Origin of the sequence: Nonomuraea sp. NPDC048826 (assembly GCF_043198225.1) — a bacterium.
Taxonomy (GTDB): domain Bacteria; phylum Actinomycetota; class Actinomycetes; order Streptosporangiales; family Streptosporangiaceae; genus Nonomuraea.
In genome coordinates this window covers 21,456-40,303 of sequence record NZ_JBICUQ010000016.1, presented here as the reverse complement: position 1 = coordinate 40,303, position 18,848 = coordinate 21,456, and the positions used below count along the sequence as shown (strand labels likewise).

18 protein-coding genes and 1 pseudogene are annotated in these 18,848 nt (G+C 72.1%); 9 read left to right on the top strand and 10 right to left on the bottom strand.

Going from position 1 to position 18,848, the window contains the following annotated elements; all coding sequences use genetic code 11:
• Nucleotides 1–166 precede the first annotated feature (166 nt).
• Nucleotides 167–1,333 (bottom strand): annotated as a pseudogene (locus tag ACGFI7_RS40500) (amino acid permease); the annotation flags it as partial.
• Between the two features lie 290 nt (nucleotides 1,334–1,623).
• Between ACGFI7_RS40500 and ACGFI7_RS40495 the strand changes: the two are divergent.
• Both ACGFI7_RS40495 and ACGFI7_RS40490 read left to right on the top strand, forming a co-directional pair.
• Complete coding sequence (locus tag ACGFI7_RS40495) at nucleotides 1,624–2,202, top strand: hypothetical protein (protein WP_393414737.1); 579 nt, start codon at nucleotides 1,624–1,626, stop codon at nucleotides 2,200–2,202.
• A gap of 205 nt (nucleotides 2,203–2,407) precedes the next feature.
• Nucleotides 2,408–2,698 (top strand): hypothetical protein, encoded by a 291-nt coding sequence (locus tag ACGFI7_RS40490; RefSeq protein WP_393414734.1) that lies wholly within the window; start codon nucleotides 2,408–2,410, stop codon nucleotides 2,696–2,698.
• A gap of 532 nt (nucleotides 2,699–3,230) precedes the next feature.
• On the opposite strand, the gene ACGFI7_RS40485 is transcribed toward ACGFI7_RS40490, so the two are convergent.
• Nucleotides 3,231–4,352, bottom strand: a complete 1,122-nt coding sequence (locus ACGFI7_RS40485) for a Glu/Leu/Phe/Val dehydrogenase (protein WP_393414731.1) — start codon at nucleotides 4,350–4,352, stop codon at nucleotides 3,231–3,233.
• 1,004 nt (nucleotides 4,353–5,356) lie between these two features.
• Here ACGFI7_RS40485 and ACGFI7_RS40480 point away from each other — a divergent pair.
• The 3 genes from ACGFI7_RS40480 (at nucleotide 5,357) to ACGFI7_RS40470 (ending at nucleotide 7,687) form a co-directional block, all read left to right on the top strand.
• Nucleotides 5,357–6,028 carry a L,D-transpeptidase family protein gene (locus ACGFI7_RS40480; protein WP_393414728.1) on the top strand — a complete coding sequence of 224 codons (672 nt, stop codon included), beginning with the start codon at nucleotides 5,357–5,359 and terminating at the stop codon, nucleotides 6,026–6,028.
• Between the two features lie 93 nt (nucleotides 6,029–6,121).
• A complete protein-coding gene (locus tag ACGFI7_RS40475; protein WP_393414725.1) occupies nucleotides 6,122–6,655 on the top strand; it encodes a GNAT family N-acetyltransferase in 534 nt (177 codons plus the stop codon).
• Between the two features lie 468 nt (nucleotides 6,656–7,123).
• The gene (locus ACGFI7_RS40470; protein WP_393414722.1) at nucleotides 7,124–7,687 is read left to right on the top strand and encodes a hypothetical protein; all 564 of its coding nucleotides are present in this window, start codon (nucleotides 7,124–7,126) and stop codon (nucleotides 7,685–7,687) included.
• Between the two features lie 13 nt (nucleotides 7,688–7,700).
• Here ACGFI7_RS40470 and ACGFI7_RS40465 read toward each other — a convergent pair whose 3' ends face one another.
• The 5 genes from ACGFI7_RS40465 to ACGFI7_RS40445 form a co-directional block, all read right to left on the bottom strand.
• Nucleotides 7,701–8,123, bottom strand: a complete 423-nt coding sequence (locus tag ACGFI7_RS40465) for a hypothetical protein (RefSeq protein ID WP_393414720.1) — start codon at nucleotides 8,121–8,123, stop codon at nucleotides 7,701–7,703.
• A gap of 609 nt (nucleotides 8,124–8,732) precedes the next feature.
• Nucleotides 8,733–9,572 carry a universal stress protein gene (locus ACGFI7_RS40460; protein WP_393414717.1) on the bottom strand — a complete coding sequence of 280 codons (840 nt, stop codon included), beginning with the start codon at nucleotides 9,570–9,572 and terminating at the stop codon, nucleotides 8,733–8,735.
• Between the two features lie 134 nt (nucleotides 9,573–9,706).
• Entirely contained in the window at nucleotides 9,707–10,336 is a 630-nt protein-coding gene (locus ACGFI7_RS40455) for an OsmC family protein (protein WP_393414714.1), read from the bottom strand.
• A complete protein-coding gene (locus ACGFI7_RS40450) occupies nucleotides 10,333–11,700 on the bottom strand; it encodes a sensor histidine kinase (RefSeq protein WP_393414712.1) in 1,368 nt (455 codons plus the stop codon). Before ACGFI7_RS40450 ends, ACGFI7_RS40455 begins: the two co-directional genes overlap by 4 nt.
• Complete coding sequence (locus ACGFI7_RS40445) at nucleotides 11,690–12,382, bottom strand: response regulator transcription factor (RefSeq protein ID WP_393414709.1); 693 nt, start codon at nucleotides 12,380–12,382, stop codon at nucleotides 11,690–11,692. Before ACGFI7_RS40445 ends, ACGFI7_RS40450 begins: the two co-directional genes overlap by 11 nt.
• Nucleotides 12,383–12,562: 180 nt before the next feature.
• On the opposite strand from ACGFI7_RS40445, the gene ACGFI7_RS40440 reads away from it, so the two are divergent.
• From ACGFI7_RS40440 to ACGFI7_RS40425, 4 genes are all read left to right on the top strand, one after another.
• Entirely contained in the window at nucleotides 12,563–12,832 is a 270-nt protein-coding gene (locus ACGFI7_RS40440; protein ID WP_393414706.1) for a metal-sensitive transcriptional regulator, read from the top strand.
• 71 nt (nucleotides 12,833–12,903) lie between these two features.
• On the top strand, nucleotides 12,904–14,229 hold the full coding sequence (locus ACGFI7_RS40435) for a rhodanese-like domain-containing protein (RefSeq protein WP_393414703.1): 1,326 nt from the start codon (nucleotides 12,904–12,906) through the stop codon (nucleotides 14,227–14,229).
• A gap of 36 nt (nucleotides 14,230–14,265) precedes the next feature.
• Complete coding sequence (locus ACGFI7_RS40430; RefSeq protein ID WP_393414700.1) at nucleotides 14,266–14,838, top strand: rhodanese-like domain-containing protein; 573 nt, start codon at nucleotides 14,266–14,268, stop codon at nucleotides 14,836–14,838.
• A 42-nt stretch (nucleotides 14,839–14,880) separates the two neighbouring features.
• Nucleotides 14,881–15,738: a sulfite exporter TauE/SafE family protein gene (locus tag ACGFI7_RS40425; RefSeq protein ID WP_393414697.1), complete on the top strand. Its 858-nt coding sequence runs from the start codon at nucleotides 14,881–14,883 to the stop codon at nucleotides 15,736–15,738.
• A gap of 243 nt (nucleotides 15,739–15,981) precedes the next feature.
• Here the strand turns inward: ACGFI7_RS40425 and ACGFI7_RS40420 are convergent, their stop codons facing one another.
• From ACGFI7_RS40420 to ACGFI7_RS40410, 3 genes are all read right to left on the bottom strand, one after another.
• Nucleotides 15,982–16,614, bottom strand: coding sequence for a DUF2202 domain-containing protein (locus tag ACGFI7_RS40420; protein WP_393414694.1), 633 nt, complete (start codon nucleotides 16,612–16,614; stop codon nucleotides 15,982–15,984).
• A gap of 119 nt (nucleotides 16,615–16,733) precedes the next feature.
• Nucleotides 16,734–17,411, bottom strand: coding sequence for a response regulator (locus ACGFI7_RS40415; protein WP_393414691.1), 678 nt, complete (start codon nucleotides 17,409–17,411; stop codon nucleotides 16,734–16,736).
• On the bottom strand, nucleotides 17,408–18,838 hold the full coding sequence (locus ACGFI7_RS40410) for a DUF4118 domain-containing protein (protein ID WP_393414689.1): 1,431 nt from the start codon (nucleotides 18,836–18,838) through the stop codon (nucleotides 17,408–17,410). The genes ACGFI7_RS40415 and ACGFI7_RS40410 overlap by 4 nt, the downstream gene beginning before the upstream one ends.
• Nucleotides 18,839–18,848 lie beyond the last annotated feature (10 nt).

Genomic DNA, 18,848 nt, shown 5'->3' with positions numbered 1-18,848 from the left:
CACGAACTCGTCCGGGCCGCCTTGGCCGATCAAGCCGCCTTCTCGTGATCACACTCGTGTCGCGGCGGTCGTGGCGCTTGAGCCACACGTAGACGGGGATGCCGGCGAGCAGTAGCAGCGTGCCCTTGTAGACGACCTCGTAGCCGGACCCGGCGATGGTCCACAGCGTGTACGCGAACGCCAGGACCGCGACCGTCCCGTCCCGCGCCATCCGCCTGCCGGAGCACCGTTCGCGGTCGGTGAGCATCAGCATCAGCTGGGCCATCGCCGCGTACGCGTACGGGATCAGCGTGGTGAAGGTGGCCAGCAGGATCACGAAGTTGAACTGCTCGACCAGGCTCGCGTTGTAGTTGAGCAGCATCAGGGCGGTCACCAGCACGCTAGAGACGACCAGCCCGACAGCTGGGGTGCCCCAGCGCGACACCCTGGCGAACACCTGCGGGAACAGCCCGTCGCGGGCGGCGGCCAGCGGCACCTGCCCCTGCAGCAGGATCCAGCCGTTCAGGGCGCCGAACGCGCTGACGATCGCGCCGATCGCGACGGCGGCGCCGGCCCAGCCGCCGAACATCGCGGCAGCCGCGTCGGCGAAGGGCGCGGTGGAGTTCACGAGTACCTGGCGGGGCACGGCGGCGAAGACGGCGACGGTGCCCAGGATGTACACGGCGGCGGTGACGGCGGTGCCGACGATGGTGGCGCGCGGAATGGTCCGCTCGGGGTTATCCACGTCCTCGGCCGGGACGGTGGCCGACTCGATGCCGATGAACGCCCACAGCGTCAGTGAGGCGGCCGCGGTGACGGCGCCGAAGGCGCTCTGGTCGCCGGGGTTGAACGGGGTGAAGTCGCCGGCGTCGATGAAGAACGGCGCGGCCACGGCCAGCGCGACCAGCGGGAGCAGCTTGGCGACGGCGGTGACGGCCTGGACCCAGCCGCCCTGCCGCACGCCCCGGACGTTGACGGCGGTGAGCAGCCAGATGGCGGCCAACGCGACCCCTGCCGCCGGCAGCGCGCTCTGGCCGAGCGCGGGCCAGAAGTAGCCGAGATAGCTGACGAAGGCGACGGCGATGGCGGCGTTGCCGACCCAGACCGCGATCCAGTACCCCCACGCGGTCTGGAAGCCGACGAAGTCGCCGAAGGCGCGCCGGGCGTAGGCGTACGGGCCGCCGGTCCTGGGATAGGCGCGGCCGAGGCGCGCGAAGACCAGCGCCAGCAGCAGCGCGCCGGTGCCGGTGAGCATCCAGGCCAGCAGGCTGGCGCTGCCGAAGGCAGCCAGCGACGCGGGCAGCAGGAACACGCCAGAGCCGATCATGTTGCCGACGACCAGCGCGGTCGCCATCCCCAAGCCCAGCTTGCGGCGTCGTGGCAATGCCGTCACGGACACGGTTATCCCCTCTCACTCGATCACCACCAGCACATCAGCGTGGGTCGCCCGTGTCCGGAGGCGAAGGACACGGGTGCTGCGGCCTTGGTCCCGAACGGCGACGTCCCGTCACAGCGGCGTGCCTGCCCGCGCCCGGGTGGGACATAGGTCCCGTGGTGTCCAGCCGTCCGGCCCTGCCCTTTCCACGAAGGCGCTTGCACGGTGATGAGCAAGGAGGTCGCGCGATGAGGAGCTCGATCGAACCGATGGTAATGTGCCTGCGCCGGTACCGTCTGGACGGCAACCCTCTACGCCGGCGCTGCGACCGGTGGGAGTCCGTCGTGCTGCTGGCCGCGTCGGCGCTGGTGCTGGTCAGCGTGTTGCCAGCAGTGTTGGCCGGACGGGCGGTCTACGAGAGCGCGGTGGAGATGGAGCGTGCCGTCGCCCGCCACCGGGTCGTGGCGACCCTGCTGGAGGACGCCCCGGTCACACGGATCTCCTTCACGGAGGTTCCCGCCGCACGGCCGACGGCGACGGCACGCTGGACGACCTCGGCAGGCTTGGAGCGGATCGCCTCCGTGCCCGTGCCCGCGCTGGCCAAGGCGGGCTCGACGGTGACGGTGTGGCTCGACTCCTCGGGTATGTCCACCTCGCCGCCCCCGGATCCGGTGGTCCTGCGGCTGCGCGGCATCGCGGCAGGCCTGCTGGTCGCGGTCGTCGCCGCGCTGGTGGCTCTGGCGTCGTTCGCCGGCGCGCGATGGTGGCTCGATCAGTTGCGCTACAGGCAGTGGGGTCTTGCCTGGGAACGCGCCGACGACACACGGCGGCGTCCCCGGCAGCCGTAGGTGGACACGGTGCGTAGGTGGACACGGTGCGTAGGTGGACACGGTGCGTAGGTGGACACGGTGCGTAGGTGGACACGCCGCCGCCGGTCCTCGCAGGGGGTGGCGTTCACAGTTCTTCGCGGCGGCCCAGGGCGATCGCGGTAGCGAGGCGGTGACTGCGGCGACGGGCAGGCCGCTCGCCGGTTCGACGCGCAGCAGTTCCTCCATGGCTCCGGCGAGCCGGGTGGGCAGCCACGCCACACCGGTGATCCCCTCGGCGAGGGCCACGGCGAGGAGCGTGGCCGACGCGGCGCCCGCCGTGCCGGCCACGCTCCGGCTCCAGGCGGCGGCCAGCGCCGTCAGCGCGACGGCGAAGGCCAGGAACAGCGCACCGCAGGCCAGACCGGCCAGCATGCGCGCGGGCGGCACAGCGCTCAGCAGCACCACGGTCTCGTACCAGGCGGCGAGCGTGCCGAGCAGCAGGGCGCTGCCGGCGGCGCCGGTGGTGGCGACATAGGCGGGCAGGACGATGGCGGCTGTTGCACGTACCCGGGTGCGCAGGAAGACTGCCATCTCGCGGCGGGCGTCGAAGGTCGGGGGTACGGGGACGAGGTCCTCGTACGGCCTCGATGGTCCTCCTTTGCCAAGGACCTTCGGCTCGGGCAGAGGCTTCGCGGTCAAGAGGGTGAGCAGAGGCAGGGCGCCCGGGCCGGGCGGCTCGGCGCAAGGCATCCGGCGAGTTCAGGGCTTGTCACCGCTTGCGCTTGGCGTGCCGCATCCGGGCGATGGCGCGGAGGGTGAGCAAAGCCTTCGTCGGGCCGCTCCCCCTCCTGCTCCCCCTGCCGCCGCCACCTCCGCCGCCGATCCGGGCGACAGGGATGACGGTGAGGCCGTCCTGAGTGGTCGGCTCGCCAAGACGCGCGCGACCCTGGCCATCTCGGTGATTGTTCCGCTGACATCGATCGTGTCCATGTCACTGCTCCTTGGTGGCCGGGGTGATCCAGGGAGAAGGCGTGAGCCCGCCTTCGAACCTCGGGCCGGATCTGCTGTCAGAAACGGCGCCGAAAGCCGGCCGCGGCGCGCAGGCGGCTCATGGCCATCGCCATGGCCGCCCGGCGGGGCGACGCGTCGTCGGAGCCGGCCCGGTCGAGCAGCTCGCACGTGTTGGCCCGGATCTTTTCCTCGATCGCGGTGAAGGCATGCGCGCGGCTGCCGCCCCGCTGCTCGACCGAGGCGCAGATGACCCCGCCGGCATTGGCGATGACGTCGGGGACGCACAAGACGCCCCGCCGGTGGAAGATCTCCTCGGCCTCGGCGGTGGCCGGAATGTTGGCCCCCTGCAGGATCACCTTTGCCCGGACCCGGGCGGCGTTGCCGGCGGTGAACACGTCCGGCCCTGCGGCGGGCACCAGCAGCTCGCACTCCTGCCAGAGGATCTCGTCGCGTTCGCGGGCCGTCCCGCCCGCGAACGCAGCGACCGGCCGCCCCGCCCGTTTGGCGGCCAGCAGCCCTTCCACGTCGAGGCCGTCGGGGTGATAGGTGGCGCCGGCGATGTCGGAGACGGCGATGATACGGGCGCCCCGTTCGGCCAGGAACCTTGCCGTGTGCGAGCCGACGGCGCCGAATCCCTGCACGACGACCCGCGCGCCGTCCAGGTCGACGATCTTGTCGTCGGCCAGCGCTTCGGCGCAGCAGGCCAGGCCGTAGCCGGTGGCTCCCAGCTCGTCCAGCGGAATGCCGCCGAGCATCGCCGGCAGCCCGACGGCGCGGCCGATCTCGTCGTGCACGACGGCCATGCAGCTCTCGTCGGTGCCCATGTCGGGGCCGGGGATGTAGTCGGTGAGCTGCTCGATCGCGTGAGCGAAGGCCCGCATCGCGGCGAGCCGCGCCTGGCCGTGCGGGCACGGCGGCAGGTAGATGCCGGCTTTTCCGCCTCCGTGCGGCAGACCGGCGGCGGCGTTCTTGACCGTCATCGCCCTGGCCAGCCGGGCGACCTCCGCCACCGACACCGACGGCGACCATCGCACCCCACCGATGGCCGGGCCGAGGGCGAGGTTGTCCACCACGACCACGGCGGCCATGCGGGGCATCGGCCGCAGGAACACCACCTTGACCGGACCGAGCTCGTCGGCCTGCCACACGGCTTGCACGTCACGTACCACGACTGTCATCTCCTCTGGGGCTCCGCCAAGGGTCTTGCACAGCCGCGGCGAGGCTGCCGCCTCCCGGCTGCGCCGGGCGTCGAACCTTCTCCAACCCTGGCAAGCGGTCGCAGGCGGCGACACCCGCGAAGGTCCCCTGCACGGCGGCGATGGTCACGGATGGTCGACGGCGATCTCCCGCGCGCCGAACGCCTGGACCGCGGAGCATCCGCACGGCCGTAGCCATATCTCGGTAGGCCTCCAGAGCACGGGCCGCCGCGGTGGCGAACCGGATCAGCAACTCCTCGTCGAGCTCGTCGAACGCCCGCCCGGCCACCCACAGCACGACCTGGCCGCGGGTGGTCATGGGCATCGGCACACTCAGCACGGTCAGTCTTCGCACGTCGGCTTGGACCGGCTCCTGCGCCACTACCCACATCCGCCGCAGCCGCCACGATCTGCCCCGGCAGCCGGGCCGCGCCGCATTCGGCCAGGTGCTCGACCAGTTCCCGCAGCCTGGACGAGGACGGTCGGCGCATGATCGATCGTTTCGCCATGACCGGCACCCCCACCGGTTCCGTGTCCTCATCGCCGGCCGGTACGAGGTCAGGGCCGTTCGCCCTCTTCGCCGCGGATGCCCGCCCCGAGACCAAGGCCCCATGGTGGCCGGGACTTCGTCCCTCGGTTGGATCGATCACCGCTCGATCGCAGGTGGCGGCTACGATCCTGTGATCTCGAGACAACGGCGTTCTGGGGGAAGATCAGGCCGTTGGACCCTACGAGAGCTGCCGGGGCGGGTGGAACGATGTGCATGTCCACGGGCAGGCGAGACAAGACCGCCCCTTCGCAAGGGCCGTCATCTCGCCGATCCGCTGCACATAGATCCGCACCAGGAGAAGGAGCCCTCGCAGGTCCTCGCCCGGAGGATCCGGCGCACGAGGCCTTGCGCGGGCTCCGGGTGCCTCGCACGGGGAGGACACATGTGGACTCGATGGGTGAGTGCGGCGGCCGCGACGCTGGCCGTTTGCGCCAGTATGACGGCTCCGGCCGCCGCCACGACGGCCTGGCACGACGGGCCGGTGACCGGTGTCCAGCAGCAGAGCGGGCGGCGGCCTATCCTGCGGCAGGGCAGTAAAGGCGCCGCGGTCCTGGACGTGCAGCGGCGGCTCAGCGCGCTCGGCTACTGGATGGGCGCGGCGGACGGCATGTTCGGCCCGTTGACCACGCAGGCGGTTTACGCGCTGCAGAAGTCCGCGGGTCTGGCGCGTGACGGCGTGGTGGGCCCCGCTACGTGGGCGGCCCTGACCGCGAGGGTGCGGCCGGCCGCCGGCACCCGGTCGGGGAAGGTCGTGGAGGTCGATCTGCGCAGGCAGGTGCTCCTGCTCGTACGCGACGGTCGGGTGCAGCGGGTGTTCAACACCTCCACCGGCAGCGGCCGGACCTACAGCGTCGGCGGCGTCATCAAACGGGCGGTCACCCCGTCTGGCACCTTCAGGGTGCGGCGCCAGGTCAACGGCTGGGACAAGGGACCACTCGGCTCGCTGTACCGGCCGCGTTACTTCAACGGAGGCATCGCGGTGCACGGCTACGGGTCGGTCCCTCCGTACGCGGCCTCGCACGGATGCGTACGAGTGAGCGTTTCCGCGATGGACTGGCTCTGGAGCCAGTCCTGGTTGAAGGTCGGCGATGTGGTCGTCGTCAGGTGAGCACACCCCTTCCGCAGCGCGAGAGCTGAGAAGGAGCCGCCCATGCCCGGCAGTCCTCCGCCTCCCGATTATCCACGTGACCTGGAGCGCACGGTGACGCTGCGAGACGGCCGGACCGTCGTGTTACGTCCCATCGTCCCCGGCGACGCTCCGGCTCTGGCCGAGGCCATCCGCGAGGCGGACCCGGCGACGCTGCGCCGCCGGTTTCTCGGCGCTCCCCCACCGGTCACCGACCGGCTGCTGCGGCACTTGACCTCCGTCGACTACGCACGGCGCCTCGCCCTCGTCGGCCTTGACCCGGACAGCGGCCGCGGCATCGCCATCGCCCGCTACGAGCCCGTGGACGAGCAGACCGCAGAGGTCGCCGTCGCCGTCGATCCGGCCTGGCGGCGGGAGGGGCTGGCCACAGCGATGGTCAAGCTGCTCGCGCGGGCCGCGCTGGAGCGCGGTTACCGGACGTTCACCGCGACCTATCTGGCCGACAACCGCCCCGTCGAGGCGCTCGTCTCGGTCTCGGACGGACATCAGCGGATCAAGCAGGGCCTCGCGGAGGCGGCCGTCGCCCTGCAGCACGCACTGGTGGCCCAGCGCGACCCGGACACGGAGCGCTCCGGCCGAATGCCGTGACCGTCGTCTCGGCCTGTCTGGTACGGTACGGCGCTTCAGTCGAGGCCGCCCCCCGACAATCCGGCATCGGGGGACCCTGGTCCAGCGAACTCCGGCCGAACTGCCCTGGGCCGCCTCCACAATGTGCGGTCTGCTGGTGGCGAAACCGACCGCTGGCTGGAAGGCCGCCATGGCTCGCGTGGAAAGTGAGATCACCAGCAACCGTCCTGCGGAGGCGGTATCTAGCCACGTCGCGGACCAGGCGAACGAGCCGCGCCCGGTGCGCGCGGAGACGATCATGAGGATCCGCATGCGCCTGCGGCGCCAGGTTCCCCGGACGGCGCGCTGCGCCTGCCGCGACTGTTCATCACTTCGACGGCCAGGCACCGGGAGCAGCGCGTTCGGCAGCGCCTGAAGAACCATCCGGAGCCCGACGCGTCGAACCGGAGGTGAGCATCATGTCCCGAAGACACCCCACGTGCCGGTGACGTGGCGTGGAGCCCGCTCTATCGCATCGCAGGCGCCTCGGCGGGCTTGGCCGTGCTCCTGTACGGCGCAGTGCTGGTCATCGTCTCCGTCACCGCTCCCGCGCCGGTGTCCGGGGGTGCTCCACTGCTGGAGTACATCGGCGCGCACCGCACGCTCTACATCGTCCGCCAGGTGCTGTGGCTGTGCCCGAGCGTCTTGCTGATGGTGGTCTTTCTCGCGCTGGTCGTGGCCCTGCGCCGCCGGAACCGGAGCCTTGTGGCGATCGCGGGCCTGATCGGTGTCACGTCGTGGGCGTTGTCCCTGGCCTGGCCGACGACCGGTGACGGCTCACTGGCGCTGGTGATGCTAAGCGACGGATACGCCACCGCGGGAAAGGCTCCGTTCGTGGCCGGGTCCGAGGTGTTGATCGCGCTCAACGACGTCCCGACGGTGATCGGGGTCTTCTCCGAGCTGTTGAGGCCCGTGCTCGGCTGGGCCTACGCGATCTACGGTGTGCTGCTGTTCGCCTGGCTGGCCTGGATCGCCGTCGCCTTGCTACGGCTCGGCCGCCCGGCGCCGAGGTGAGACGAGAGCTGGATCATCCTGGTCTCCCTGTCGGCACATGGCATCGGCCCATCCGCCATGGCGGATGACTCGGTCGCCTTCGTGCCGCCTGTCTTGCCGGATCGGCTCGCCCGCACCCGCCGCCCGAAACGTGCCGGCCTCCTCCCACCGGGCCGGAACCCGCGGGAGGAGGCGCGTCCGGTACTTGCCTGATCACTTCGTGCGTGTCGCGGTCACGCACCGGTTCCGGCGCCTGCATGAAGGCGTGTCTCAGGGTCGCGACCAGCCACAGGGCGGCCGTGGCCCCTCCGGCCCCGCCGACCAGCAGGATCACGATCGCGGCACCGCGCACGCTGCTGAGGACGAAGACGTCGGCCTGCTGCAGGAACACGACGTAGACGGCCGTAATCACGCCCATGGCCACCGTCGCCACCGCGTCTTTCCACGTCAACCTCATCGCCTGTCCTCCTTTCTGCTCACTTTCAGGCTCGTGCCAGGGAGGACGGCGGAACAGTGCTGACGGGCCCGCACAGGGTGCCGTTCGTCCCCGGCCTCATGCGCCCGGGTCAGGGCCTCCGGCGGCGGGATGGGAGCGGCCGGTGCCGGGTGGTCCCGCAGCCTGGCCGGGGCGATATGTGAATGACCCGCCCGCGAGCGGCTGGGGGAAGGGCCCTGGACGGTAGCCGGCGGAAGCGCTGGGCCGAACCTGGGCGTGTGCGCCGTTCTCCCGAAACCGTGCGGGGCTACCTCGGTGGTCGGCGTCCGCATCCGCCGCCCGTCAGGTCCGAACGGCGTGTCCGCGGGTACTTCTACCCCTACCGGGCGCGGTTGCTCGGGCGGACGCGGCGGGTGGACGCCCAGAAGATGATCAGCATGATCACGGGGCCTGTCCGGCCTGATCGACGCTCGTGTGGGCTGAGCGCGAACCGTACAAGACGGCAGTGCTCACCTGCGGCGACCGGGGCCCGTCCCGCTCATGGGCTGGGTGTGGGTGCGGTCGGCCGTTGAGGCTGCGGGCGTCGGGAACAGCGCTGGATCGTATCCGCGTGCGACAGCCGCTCAGGCCTCATGCCGATCGCTTGCGAGGTCGTACCACGGCGGTCGGGCACGCCGCGTGGTGCAGGAGCGCGTGGCTGACCGAGCCGAGCACGGCGGAGGCGAAGCCGCCCAGGCCGCGCGAGCCCACCACTATCAGATCCGCCGTCTCGCCAGCTTCGATCAGCGCTTCCGCGGGGTGTCCGGTGCGCTGCTCACCGACGATCTCGCAGTCCGGGTGCTGCGCACGCCAGGCCTCCACGCGCTGGGCCGCGGCGCGGAGTTCCTCCTCGCAGGCGCTCTCCAGGAGGGCGTTGTAGCCGGCCGCGTACGGTGGGGCGATCGGCATCTGCCAGGAGTACACCACGTGCAAAGGCACCTGCCGGGCACGGGCCTGCTCGACGGCGTAGGTCACGGCGACGGCGGAGCAGCCCGAGCCGTCGTCGCCGACGACCACGCGCCCGTGCGCCGGCCACGACGATCCACGGACGATCACGACGGGGCCGTCGGCGTGACCGGCCACGCCCCTGCCGACCGAGCCGAGCAGGAGTCTCGTGAACCCGCCGAGACCCCTGCTGCCCAGCACCACGCTGTCGGCGGACCGCGACTCGCCGATCAACGCGTCGATCACGTTGCCGGCCAGCATGCCGGTGCTCACTTCGAGGTCTGGACTCGACGCGCGGGCCCGGTCCGCTGCCGCGGCCAGTGTTCCCGCGCAGTACCTCGTGCCTTCGTCGCCGAAGCCACCGTGCTCGCAGACATGCACGATCCGCAAGCTCAGGCCTCTTCGGCGGGCATCGGCCGCAGCCCACTGCAAGGCCTCCGTCGCCGGCGCCGACCCGTCCACCCCGACCACGACGTTCCTGGTCATGATGTCTCCCCTGCTTCTCGTCCACCCGCTGCCCATCCGGGATCCGTCGAAAACTGCCGGCGCCGCCCCTTGAACCGGGCCGGCTCGTACGAACACATGGCGGCTCCCGACACTCCAGCCTGTGCTGAAGAGGTTCAGGCCAGCTCGATGCCGACCTCGGGCGGCTGCTGCAGCGAGTTGTGCACCGTGCAGTGCGAGGCCACGGCCAGCAGGGCGGGCTTGCGCCGCTCGGGCACGCCGGGGGCGGAGACCAGCAAGCGGATCTTCTGTACGCGAGCCGGTCTGTCGGTGGCCATGGCGAACTCGGCGCTGACGCGCAGGCCCTGCCGGGACAGTCCGTGGCGGGTGAGGTAGCGGCCCGCGTAGAAGGCGACGCAGGCGGCCAGGGAGGCGGCGAACAGCTCGGTGGGCGTGGGGGCGCTATCCTGTCCGCCCGCATCGGCGGGCTGGTCGCAGAGCAGGACGTGCCGGCGGACGGCGACCGCGTACGCCTCGCCGCCGGCGTGGGTGACCTCGATGCCTGCCGGCGCCCCGCCGTCGACCGCGGAGGCCTGGGCCAGCAGGGCCGCGGCGAGCCGGCGGCTCTCGGCCGGGGCGAGGCTGAGCCAGGCCTCGTCGCGGTCGTAGGAGCGCAGGCCGACGTCGAGCGTCACCCTGCCCGGCGGGTGCCCATCGCCGGTGAAGGGCAGCCGGCCGATGACGATCTCGCGTCCGCACTGCGTCGTCATGCGCTGGTGCGTGGCCTGATCGCGGGTGGTGGTCATGGTGATCTCCTCAAGGGCAGGTGGATGGTGAAGGCACTGCCATGGCCCGGCTCCGAGCGGGCGGTGACGGTGCCGTGGTGCGCCGTGACCAGCTCGCGGACCACGGCGAGCCCGATGCCGGATCCGGCCACCGCGCCGCTGGATCGGCCCCGCCAGAGCCGGTCGAAGACGTGCGGCAGGTCCTCGGCAGGAATGCCGGGGCCGGTGTCGACCACCTCGGCGATCGCCTGGCCGCCGGTGGCGCGGACGGTGACCGTGACGGTGTCATGCGGAGCGCAGTAGCGGGCGGCGTTGTCGAGCAGGTTGCCGATGGCCTGGTGCAGGCGGTCGGGGTCGGCGTGGACGACGACGGCCTCGGCCAGGTCGGCCCGCACGTCGAGGCCGACGGCATGCAGCCGGGGCTCGGCGGCGTGGAGTACTCGGCGAGTGAGCTCGGCCAGGTCGGTCTCACGCGGGCGCAGGGACAGCGCGGCCGACTCGGCGGCCGACAGCTCGGCCAGGTCGCCGACGATGCGGCCGAGCCGCAGCGCCTGGTCGTGCAGCACGGCCAGGCGGGCCGGATCCGGCTCGGCCAGGCCGTCACGCACTTCCTCCAGTCCCGCCTGCAGCGCGGTGAGCGGCGTGCGCAACTCGTGGGCGACGTCTGCGGCCAGGCGGCGACGCGCTTGGTCGGACCGTGTCACCTCATCGGCCATGTCGTCGAAGGCACGGGCCAGCTCGCCGAGTTCTCCGGGAGCCCGCAGCCTGGCCCGGGTCTCGCGGTGCCCGGTGGCGAACGCGCGGGCGGCGTGGGTGACCGTCCTGATCGGGCCGCTCAGACGGTGGGTCACCAGCAGGCCGGCGGACAGCGCGAGCGCCAGTGCCAGCAGGGCGGCCGCGGCGATCCAGCCCCAGGCGACGTCCCGGGCGGCGGAGTCGGCCGGTGTGCCGAACCGCAGGTGCGCGGTGCCGGCGGTCGTTCCCGCCACGATGATCGGGGCGGTGGTGATGCCCTGCCCCGCAGCCGCGCCGGGTCCCATGCCGTGCCGGGGTGTGGATCCGCCGGGCGAGAGCACCATCCGGCCTCTGGCGTCCAGGATCGACAGCCGGGCTCCGGAGCTCGCCGACAGCGAGCGGGCCGCGGCCAGGTCGGCTCCGGCCCACGTGCCTGCCCGTGCGTAGGCGGTCGCGGCCGACTGCGCCACGCGGGTGGCCGCCTGCTCGCGGTCCGCGCGGCGTGCCGTGTCCAGCCCGGCCCCGGTTCCCATCAGCGAGGCCAGCGTGAGCGCCGCCACCGACAGCAGGGTGACCAGTGCGAACGCTGCCAGCAGGCGCCGCCCGAGTGGCCCGAGCAGGCCCGCGCCTGGGCCGCGGTCAGGGATCACGGTTCAGCCCCAGCCGGTATCCGACGCCCACCACGGTCTGGACGACCTCTGAGCCCGTGGCGCCGAGCTTGTGGCGAAGGTTTTTGACGTGGGAGTCGATGGTGCGCTCGTAGCTGGCGAACTCGTACCCGCGCACCCGGTTCACCAGCTCGTAGCGTGAGTAGACGCGTCCGGGAACTGTGGCCAGTGCCACCAGCACGCCCCACTCGGTGGGTGTGAGGTCCAGCCGCTCGCCGTCCAGGACGACCTCGTGGCGGGCTTCGTCGATCCGCAGGTGCCCGCCGCCGAAGGTGAGGGTGCCGTTGGCCCCGTTCTGGCCGCGAGCGCGTTGCAGGATCGCCTGCACCCGCAGGGTCACCTCCATCGGGCTGAACGGTTTGGTCACGTAGTCATCGGCGCCGAGCCGCAGCCCATGGAGGCGGTCCTCCAGGGCGTCACGGGCGGTGAGCACGAGCACCGCGGGCGCGCCGCGGGCGCGGGCTGCGCGCAGGACCTCGGTTCCGTCGAGGTCGGGCAGGCCGAGGTCGAGCACCATCAGATCGGCGCCGCCCGCTTGCAGCAGCCGCAGCGCCTCGGCGCCGGAGCCGGTCGTCAGCACGCCGTGGCCGGCGCGTTCGAGGTAGCGGCGCAGCAGGTCGCGGATCGCTTTCTCGTCCTCCACGACGAGCACCGTTCCTGCCATACCCCCATGTGTATGCGAACTTGGGGTGCCGAGGCAGTGCCGAAAGTCCCGCCCTGCTGTACCGCAAGTCACCGGCGCCTTGTGCGCAGTGCAGTCTTGGGAACAGACGTCTTGTCGGCCGATGATCGTCGGATCCTGGGTATTTGCCTCCCCCGGTACCCCTGGGGGTATATTGATGGCATGGAGCTGAACGAAAGCATCGTGGGCGACGCCCTGACCCGACTGAAGCGAGCGCACGGCCAGCTGGCCGGTGTGATCGCGATGATCGAGGCGGGCGAGGACTGCACGAAGGTGCTCACCCAGCTCGCCGCCGTCTCCAAGGCACTCGACCGGGCCGGCTTCAAGATCGTCGCCACCGGCCTGAAGCACTGCCAGGATGCCGAGAGACGTGGCGACGAGCCGCCCATGAGCGTCGCGGAGCTGGAGAAGCTCTTCCTGGCGCTCGCCTGACACCTCAGCGGTCACAGGACGCCTGTGACCGCATATTTTTCACCGCCACATACCCCCGGGAGTATACAGCCATGGATGTCACCACGTTCCGCACGCCCGGCCTGGGCGACCAGACCTACCTGCTCACCCACCACGGCCGCGGAGTGCTCGTCGATCCGCAACGCGACATCGGCCGCTTCCTGGACGCCGCCGCCCGGCGCGACGTCGAGCTGCGCCTCGTCCTGGAGACCCACCTGCACAACGACTACGTCTCCGGCGGCGAGCAGGCCGCGCTCCGCGCCGGCGCCGAGCTGGTGATGCCCGCCGCCGCCGCGCCCGCCTACCGGCACACGCCCGCCTTCCACCTCGAAGACATCGACGGCGGCTCCGGTCTGACCGTCCGGCCCGTGCACACGCCCGGCCACACCCCCGAGCACACCAGCTACCTGGTGCTCGTCGACGGCGAGCCGATCGCGCTGTTCTCCGGCGGCAGCCTGCTGGTCGCCTCGGCGGGGCGTCCTGACCTGCTCGGCCCCGAGCGGGCCCGCTCCCTGGCCCGCCTGCAGCACCTCTCGCTGCGCCGGCTGGCCGCGCTGCCGCCCGGCGTCGCGCTGTATCCCACCCACGGCGCGGGCTCGTTCTGCACCGCCTCCGGCACCGGCCGGCTGACCTCCACCATCGGCACGGAGCTGACGGACAACCCGCTGCTGGCCATCGACGATGCGGAGACGTTCGCCGACACGCTGCTGGCCGCCCCGATGCCGATTCCCGCCTTCTACCGGCACATGGGCCCGGCCAACACCCTGGGCGGGCCGCCCATGCCGCCCGTCGTCGTGCCCGAGCTCGACGAGCCGACCGGTCACGTCGTGGACATCCGGCCGCGACACGTCCAGGCCCGCGGCATGCTGCCCGGCTCCATCGGCATCGAGCTGGACGACGACTTCGGCAGCTGGACCGGCTGGCTGCTGCCCCACGCCGAGCCGATCACGCTGGTCGCCGAACCCGGCCAGGACGCCGGCCGGGCCATCATCCAGCTCGCCCAGATCGGCATCGACACCGTCCAAGGCGTCGTCCGCGACCTCGGCGAAACCGCCACCCAGACCTACCGGCTCGCCGGCCTCGACGCCTTCGTCCAGCTCGTACGCCGGACGGACGCGCAGCTCCTGGACGTGCGCATGCCGAGCGAGCGGGAGCAGGCCCGGCTGGAGGGCGCGATCGAGCGTTTCCTGCCCGACCTGTTCGTCCACGGCATCCCCGCCGGACTCGACCGGGAGCGGCCGGTGCTCGTCGCCTGCGCCTCCGGCCGCCGCGCCGCGATCGCCGCCACCCTGCTCACCCGCGAAGGCTACCGGCCCATCACACTCACCGGAGCCGGCGTACCCGACGCCGCCGACGCGCTGCGCCGGCACGCCGCCTGACCCGCACCCCCGTACCCCGCAAGGAGAGAACCCCGCATGTCCCGCATCGACGCCGCCCGGGCCCGCGCGCTGATCACGACCGACCCCGACGTCCTCGTGGTGGACGTCCGCACCCCGGCCGAGTTCGGCGCCGCGCACATCGACGGCGCCATCAACCTGCCTCTCGACCAGGTCGACGCGCACCTGCGGCGCATCGTCACCGACGCGGGCGGCCGCCTGCTGCTCATCTGCCAGTCCGGCAACCGCGCCGAACGCGCCCGGGCCGCGCTCAGCGACGCCGGGCTGTCCGACGTCATGGTTCTGGACGGCGGTATGAACGCCTGGATCGCCGCCGAAGCGCCCGTCAACCGCGGCCGGCCGCGCTGGACCCTGGAACGGCAGATCCGGCTCGTGGCGGGCAGCCTCGTGCTCGCCTCGACGGTGACGAGCCTGTGGATCCCGGCCGCGCTGCTCGTGGCCGCGTTCATCGGCGCGGGCCTGGCGCTCGCCGCGCTCACCGACACCTGCGTCATGGGGATGCTGCTGGCCAAGCTGCCCTACAACCGCGTCGGCGGCGTGGAGGTCGAAGCCGCCCTCGCCCGCCTGCGCGCCTCCGGGGCGAGCGGCTGAGCAAGGCTTTCCCATGACCTTCACATACCCCTGGGGGTATCAATGTTCGTGGTGATCCTGACCGCCGCCGCCCTGATCGGCATCACCCTCGGCCTGTTCGGCGGCGGCGGGTCCATCCTCGCCGTGCCGGTGCTGACCTACCTCGCCGGCGTCCCCGCCAAGCAGGCCATCGCCATGTCCCTGCTCGTCGTGGCCGTCACCAGCGCCGTCAGCGCGATCGGCCACGCCCGCGCCGGACGCATCCGCTGGCGCACCGGGCTCGTCTTCGGCGCGGCCGGCATGGCCGGCGCCTACGCGGGCGGGCTGATCGGCCCGCACCTGCCCGAGGGCCTGCTCATGGCCGCCTTCGCGGCCATGATGCTCGCCACCGCCCTCGCCATGATCCGCCGCCGCCCCCCGCGCGCCACACCGCCCCGGCACGAGTCTCGCCGTTCGTACATGATCGTCGAAGGCGTCGGCGTCGGCCTGGTCACCGGGCTCGTCGGCGCCGGCGGCGGCTTCCTCGTGGTGCCCGCGCTGGTCCTGCTAGGCGGCCTGCCCATGGGAGCAGCCGTGGGCACCTCCCTGCTCGTCATCGCCCTGAAATCGCTGGCCGGACTGGCCGGATACCTGCACAGCGTGCCCATCGACTGGTCCCTGGCCCTGCCGGTGACCGCGGCCGCCGTGGCGGGCGGACTGGCCGGCGGCGCCCTCGCCGGCCGTATCGACGCCGACCGGCTCCGCACCGCGTTCGGCTGGTTCGTCCTGGCCATGGGCGCCTTAGTGCTCGTACAGCAGGCCCCGCCGACGCTGTTCCACAGCCCCTGGACCGCGGCAGCGGCCGCACTCGTGGTGCTGACCGCCGCCGCCCTGATACTGCGGCGACACCGATCGGCCAAGACCCGCGCCGGTTCCACATGAACATGGCGAACAGGAGCAAGCCATGCCCAGACCGGTAACCGTCACCGCCGGCACCTGGCCTTGCCACCGCGACAGCGTCGTCGTCCGCGCCCGGCCCCGACGCTCTGCCCGAAGTCGCTGACGGATCTCACCTCGCAGGTCACGGCTCTGAACATGGCCGAGACCCACCCGAAGACCGCCACCACGGTATAAGGGTGGTGTCCCGGCAACCAGGCCGGGACACCCCTGCTGCGGCTGCGCTTGTCAGCCCGTCCACCGTCCGAAAGCCGTCAGGTGCATATGCTCGGCCCGCAGCAGATTGCCGTACAGCTGCCGCACATCAGGGGCGGTCAGTCCGGGCAGTGCCTTGCGCAGCGCGTCTATGCGCGCTTGCTCAGCCCGCCGGCCTGCCGTCAGCGCGGCCTGCGCGCTGTTCTTGCCCTCGGCCAGCAACCGGTCGTAGGCGGCCCGCACCGGTGCCGAGGCGAACTCCCCCGCCGCCTTGCCCTCGGTCGGGTCGCTCGCGCCGTAGCGGGCCAGCATCGTGCGCACCGCCGTCAGGTGCCGCGCCTCGGCCGCCGCGATCCCATCGAAGAAGCGCAGGCCGTACTGGTCGGCGAAGGCCGCGTAGAGATCACGGGCCATCTTCTCCTGCTCAGCCGCCGCGGCGAGCGTGCTCTTCTGCTCGGCGGTGAGGGTGCCCTTCGGAATGCTCCGATCGAAGAACATGCAGTATCCGTCCGGGTGACCCCGTCCGCTGTGCTGTCCCTGCCCCTGCGGCCAGGGACAGCCGCCCGGCCCGCCCGGACCAGCAGCCAGCACCGGCGTCGCGACCAGCGCGCCCACGGTGACGGCTCCGGCCGCGACGGCCAGAGCGAACTTCCTTGTGCGCTTCATGACCCCTCCCGGGTCCGTCGTCGTCTTCTCTTGTGTCTCGCCCCTTCACTGTGCGGCGGGCGGGTTCAGGGGCTGTGGCGGGCCGATGGAGAAGAGGTGGAGAGACGGCCGGCGCGCTGTCAGGGTTCGAAGCGGTAACCCAGGCCGGGTTCGGTGACCAGGTGGCGGGGGCGCGCGGGGTCCGGTTCGAGTTTGCGACGTAGCTGGGCGAGGTAGACGCGCAGGTAGTTGGTCTCGGTCCGGTAGGACGGCCCCCAGACTTCCTGCAGGAGCCGCCGCTGATCGACCAGTTTGCCAGCGTTGCGAACCAGGATCTCCAAAATGTGCCATTCCGTGGGCGTCAGCCGGATGTCCCGGCCGTCGGCGGAGGTGACCTTCTTGGCGGCCAGGTCGACGGTGAAGGCGTCGGTGCGGATGGTGGGGTCGCCGATGGCGGGGGTGGCACGGCGCAGGGCCGCGCGGACGCGGGCCAGCAGTTCGTCCATGCCGAAGGGTTTGGTGACGTAGTCGTCGGCGCCGGCGTCCAGGGCGGTGACCTTGTCGGCCTGCTGGTCACGGGCCGACAGCACCACGATGGGGGCCGTGCACCAGCCGCGCAGCCCGCGTACGACCTCGATGCCGTCCATGTCGGGCAGGCCGAGATCGAGGATGACCAGGCCGGGCGGGTGTTTGGCCGCGGCGGCCAGCGCGGCCGCGGCGGTGGCGGCGGTGTCGACCTGGTAGTGGCGGGCTCGCAGGTTGACGCTGAGGGCCCGGAGCAGGTGCCGGTCGTCTTCGACCAGGAGGATGCGGCTCATGGGCGCGGCGCGATGGGCAGGGTCAGGGTCATGGTCAGCCCTCCGCCGGGCGTGGCGGACGGGCGCAGGGTGCCGCCCATGGCGTGGGTGAAGCCGCGGGCGATGGCCAGGCCGAGCCCGTTTCCCTGGGGTGAGCGGTCGTCCAGGCGCTGGAACGGCTGGAACATCTCCCCCCAGCGGTCTCGCGGGACGCCGGGGCCGTGATCGACCACCTGCAGGGTCACCGTCGCGGTGCCGGCGTGGGCGCGCACGTCTGTCGGCCGGCCGGGCGGACAGTAGCGGCGGGCGTTGTCGAGCAGGTTGGCGATCACGCGTTCGCACAGGCCCGCGTCGGCCAGCACGTCGGGCAGCCCTTCGGGCACGTCGGACCGTACGTCGGCGGCGTGCTGGTGGATCAGGGCTCTGGCCACGATTTCCTCCAGCGCGACCGGGCGCAGGGTGACGCTGAGCACGCCGGTCTGCAGCCGGCTCATGTCGAGCAGGTTGGCGACGAGCTCGCCCAGCCGGTCGGCCGATTCCTCGATGGTGGCCAGCAGGTCCTGCCGGTCGGGCTCGGCGAAGTCCACGTCGGGCTGGCGCAGGCTGGAGACGGCGGCCTTGATCCCGGCCAGCGGGGTGCGCAGGTCATGGCCGACGGCTGCCAGCAAGGCGGAGCGGACCCGGTCGATCTCGGACAGTTCGCGCGCGTGCGCCGCGTGGGCGGCCAGCCGCCGGCCTTCCACCGTGCGTCCGGCGGCCTGGGCCAGGGCGGTCAGCACCCGGCGGTCCTCTGCGAAGGGTTGCGGACCTTCACCGACGAGTCTCAGGCCCCGCCCCGCCGCTATGTCGATCACGCTGTGCCTGCCGGATGGACCGCCGACCCGTGCCAGCTCGTGCTCGTTCTCGCCCCGCTGTTCCAGCAGCGCCACCGAGTTCATCCCGAAGGTGGACTGCACCTGGCGCAGCACCCCTTCCAATGAGGCGTGGCCCACCGGCTCGGCGGCGAGCCGGGACATGATCTCCGCTTCGATGCGGCTGCGCACCGCGGCGACCCGGCGCCGGGCCGCCACGTCGACGGTGATGCTGACGGTGATGGCGACCGCCAGGAAGACCAGCAGGGCGATGACGCTGTCGCGGCCTGCCACGTGGAAGGCTTGGAAGGGATGGGTGAAGAAGTAATTGGCGCTGCAGAACGAGGCCAGCGCGGCCAGCAGAGCGGGCCACACACCGCCGACCACGGCCACGACGACCACGGCCAGCAGGTAGAGCAGGAGGACGCTTTCCAGCGCCAGCACCTCGCGCAGCCCGACCAGGACCGCGGTCACCACCGGCAGCCCGGCGACGGCCAGCGCGAACGCCGCCCAGCGGCGGCCGCGGCTCAGCCCGCCGCTGGGCAGCGGCAGCCGCCGCGGTCGGGTGCTGGCGGCCGATGGCATGACAGAGCCCATGGGGCAACTG

What these genes read in the sequence shown, in the direction of transcription:
- ACGFI7_RS40495 (WP_393414737.1), top strand. Translation starts at nt 1,624, where the DNA reads ATGGTAATGTGCCTGCGCCGGTACCGTCTGGACGGCAACCCTCTACGC.
- ACGFI7_RS40490 (WP_393414734.1), top strand. Translation starts at nt 2,408, where the DNA reads ATGGCTCCGGCGAGCCGGGTGGGCAGCCACGCCACACCGGTGATCCCC.
- ACGFI7_RS40485 (WP_393414731.1), bottom strand. Translation starts at nt 4,352, where the DNA reads ATGACAGTCGTGGTACGTGACGTGCAAGCCGTGTGGCAGGCCGACGAG.
- ACGFI7_RS40480 (WP_393414728.1), top strand. Translation starts at nt 5,357, where the DNA reads ATGACGGCTCCGGCCGCCGCCACGACGGCCTGGCACGACGGGCCGGTG.
- ACGFI7_RS40465 (WP_393414720.1), bottom strand. Translation starts at nt 8,123, where the DNA reads ATGAGGTTGACGTGGAAAGACGCGGTGGCGACGGTGGCCATGGGCGTG.
- ACGFI7_RS40460 (WP_393414717.1), bottom strand. Translation starts at nt 9,572, where the DNA reads ATGACCAGGAACGTCGTGGTCGGGGTGGACGGGTCGGCGCCGGCGACG.
- ACGFI7_RS40455 (WP_393414714.1), bottom strand. Translation starts at nt 10,336, where the DNA reads ATGACCACCACCCGCGATCAGGCCACGCACCAGCGCATGACGACGCAG.
- ACGFI7_RS40445 (WP_393414709.1), bottom strand. Translation starts at nt 12,382, where the DNA reads ATGGCAGGAACGGTGCTCGTCGTGGAGGACGAGAAAGCGATCCGCGAC.
- ACGFI7_RS40440 (WP_393414706.1), top strand. Translation starts at nt 12,563, where the DNA reads ATGGAGCTGAACGAAAGCATCGTGGGCGACGCCCTGACCCGACTGAAG.
- ACGFI7_RS40435 (WP_393414703.1), top strand. Translation starts at nt 12,904, where the DNA reads ATGGATGTCACCACGTTCCGCACGCCCGGCCTGGGCGACCAGACCTAC.
- ACGFI7_RS40430 (WP_393414700.1), top strand. Translation starts at nt 14,266, where the DNA reads ATGTCCCGCATCGACGCCGCCCGGGCCCGCGCGCTGATCACGACCGAC.
- ACGFI7_RS40425 (WP_393414697.1), top strand. Translation starts at nt 14,881, where the DNA reads ATGTTCGTGGTGATCCTGACCGCCGCCGCCCTGATCGGCATCACCCTC.
- ACGFI7_RS40420 (WP_393414694.1), bottom strand. Translation starts at nt 16,614, where the DNA reads ATGAAGCGCACAAGGAAGTTCGCTCTGGCCGTCGCGGCCGGAGCCGTC.
- ACGFI7_RS40415 (WP_393414691.1), bottom strand. Translation starts at nt 17,411, where the DNA reads ATGAGCCGCATCCTCCTGGTCGAAGACGACCGGCACCTGCTCCGGGCC.
- ACGFI7_RS40410 (WP_393414689.1), bottom strand. Translation starts at nt 18,838, where the DNA reads ATGGGCTCTGTCATGCCATCGGCCGCCAGCACCCGACCGCGGCGGCTG.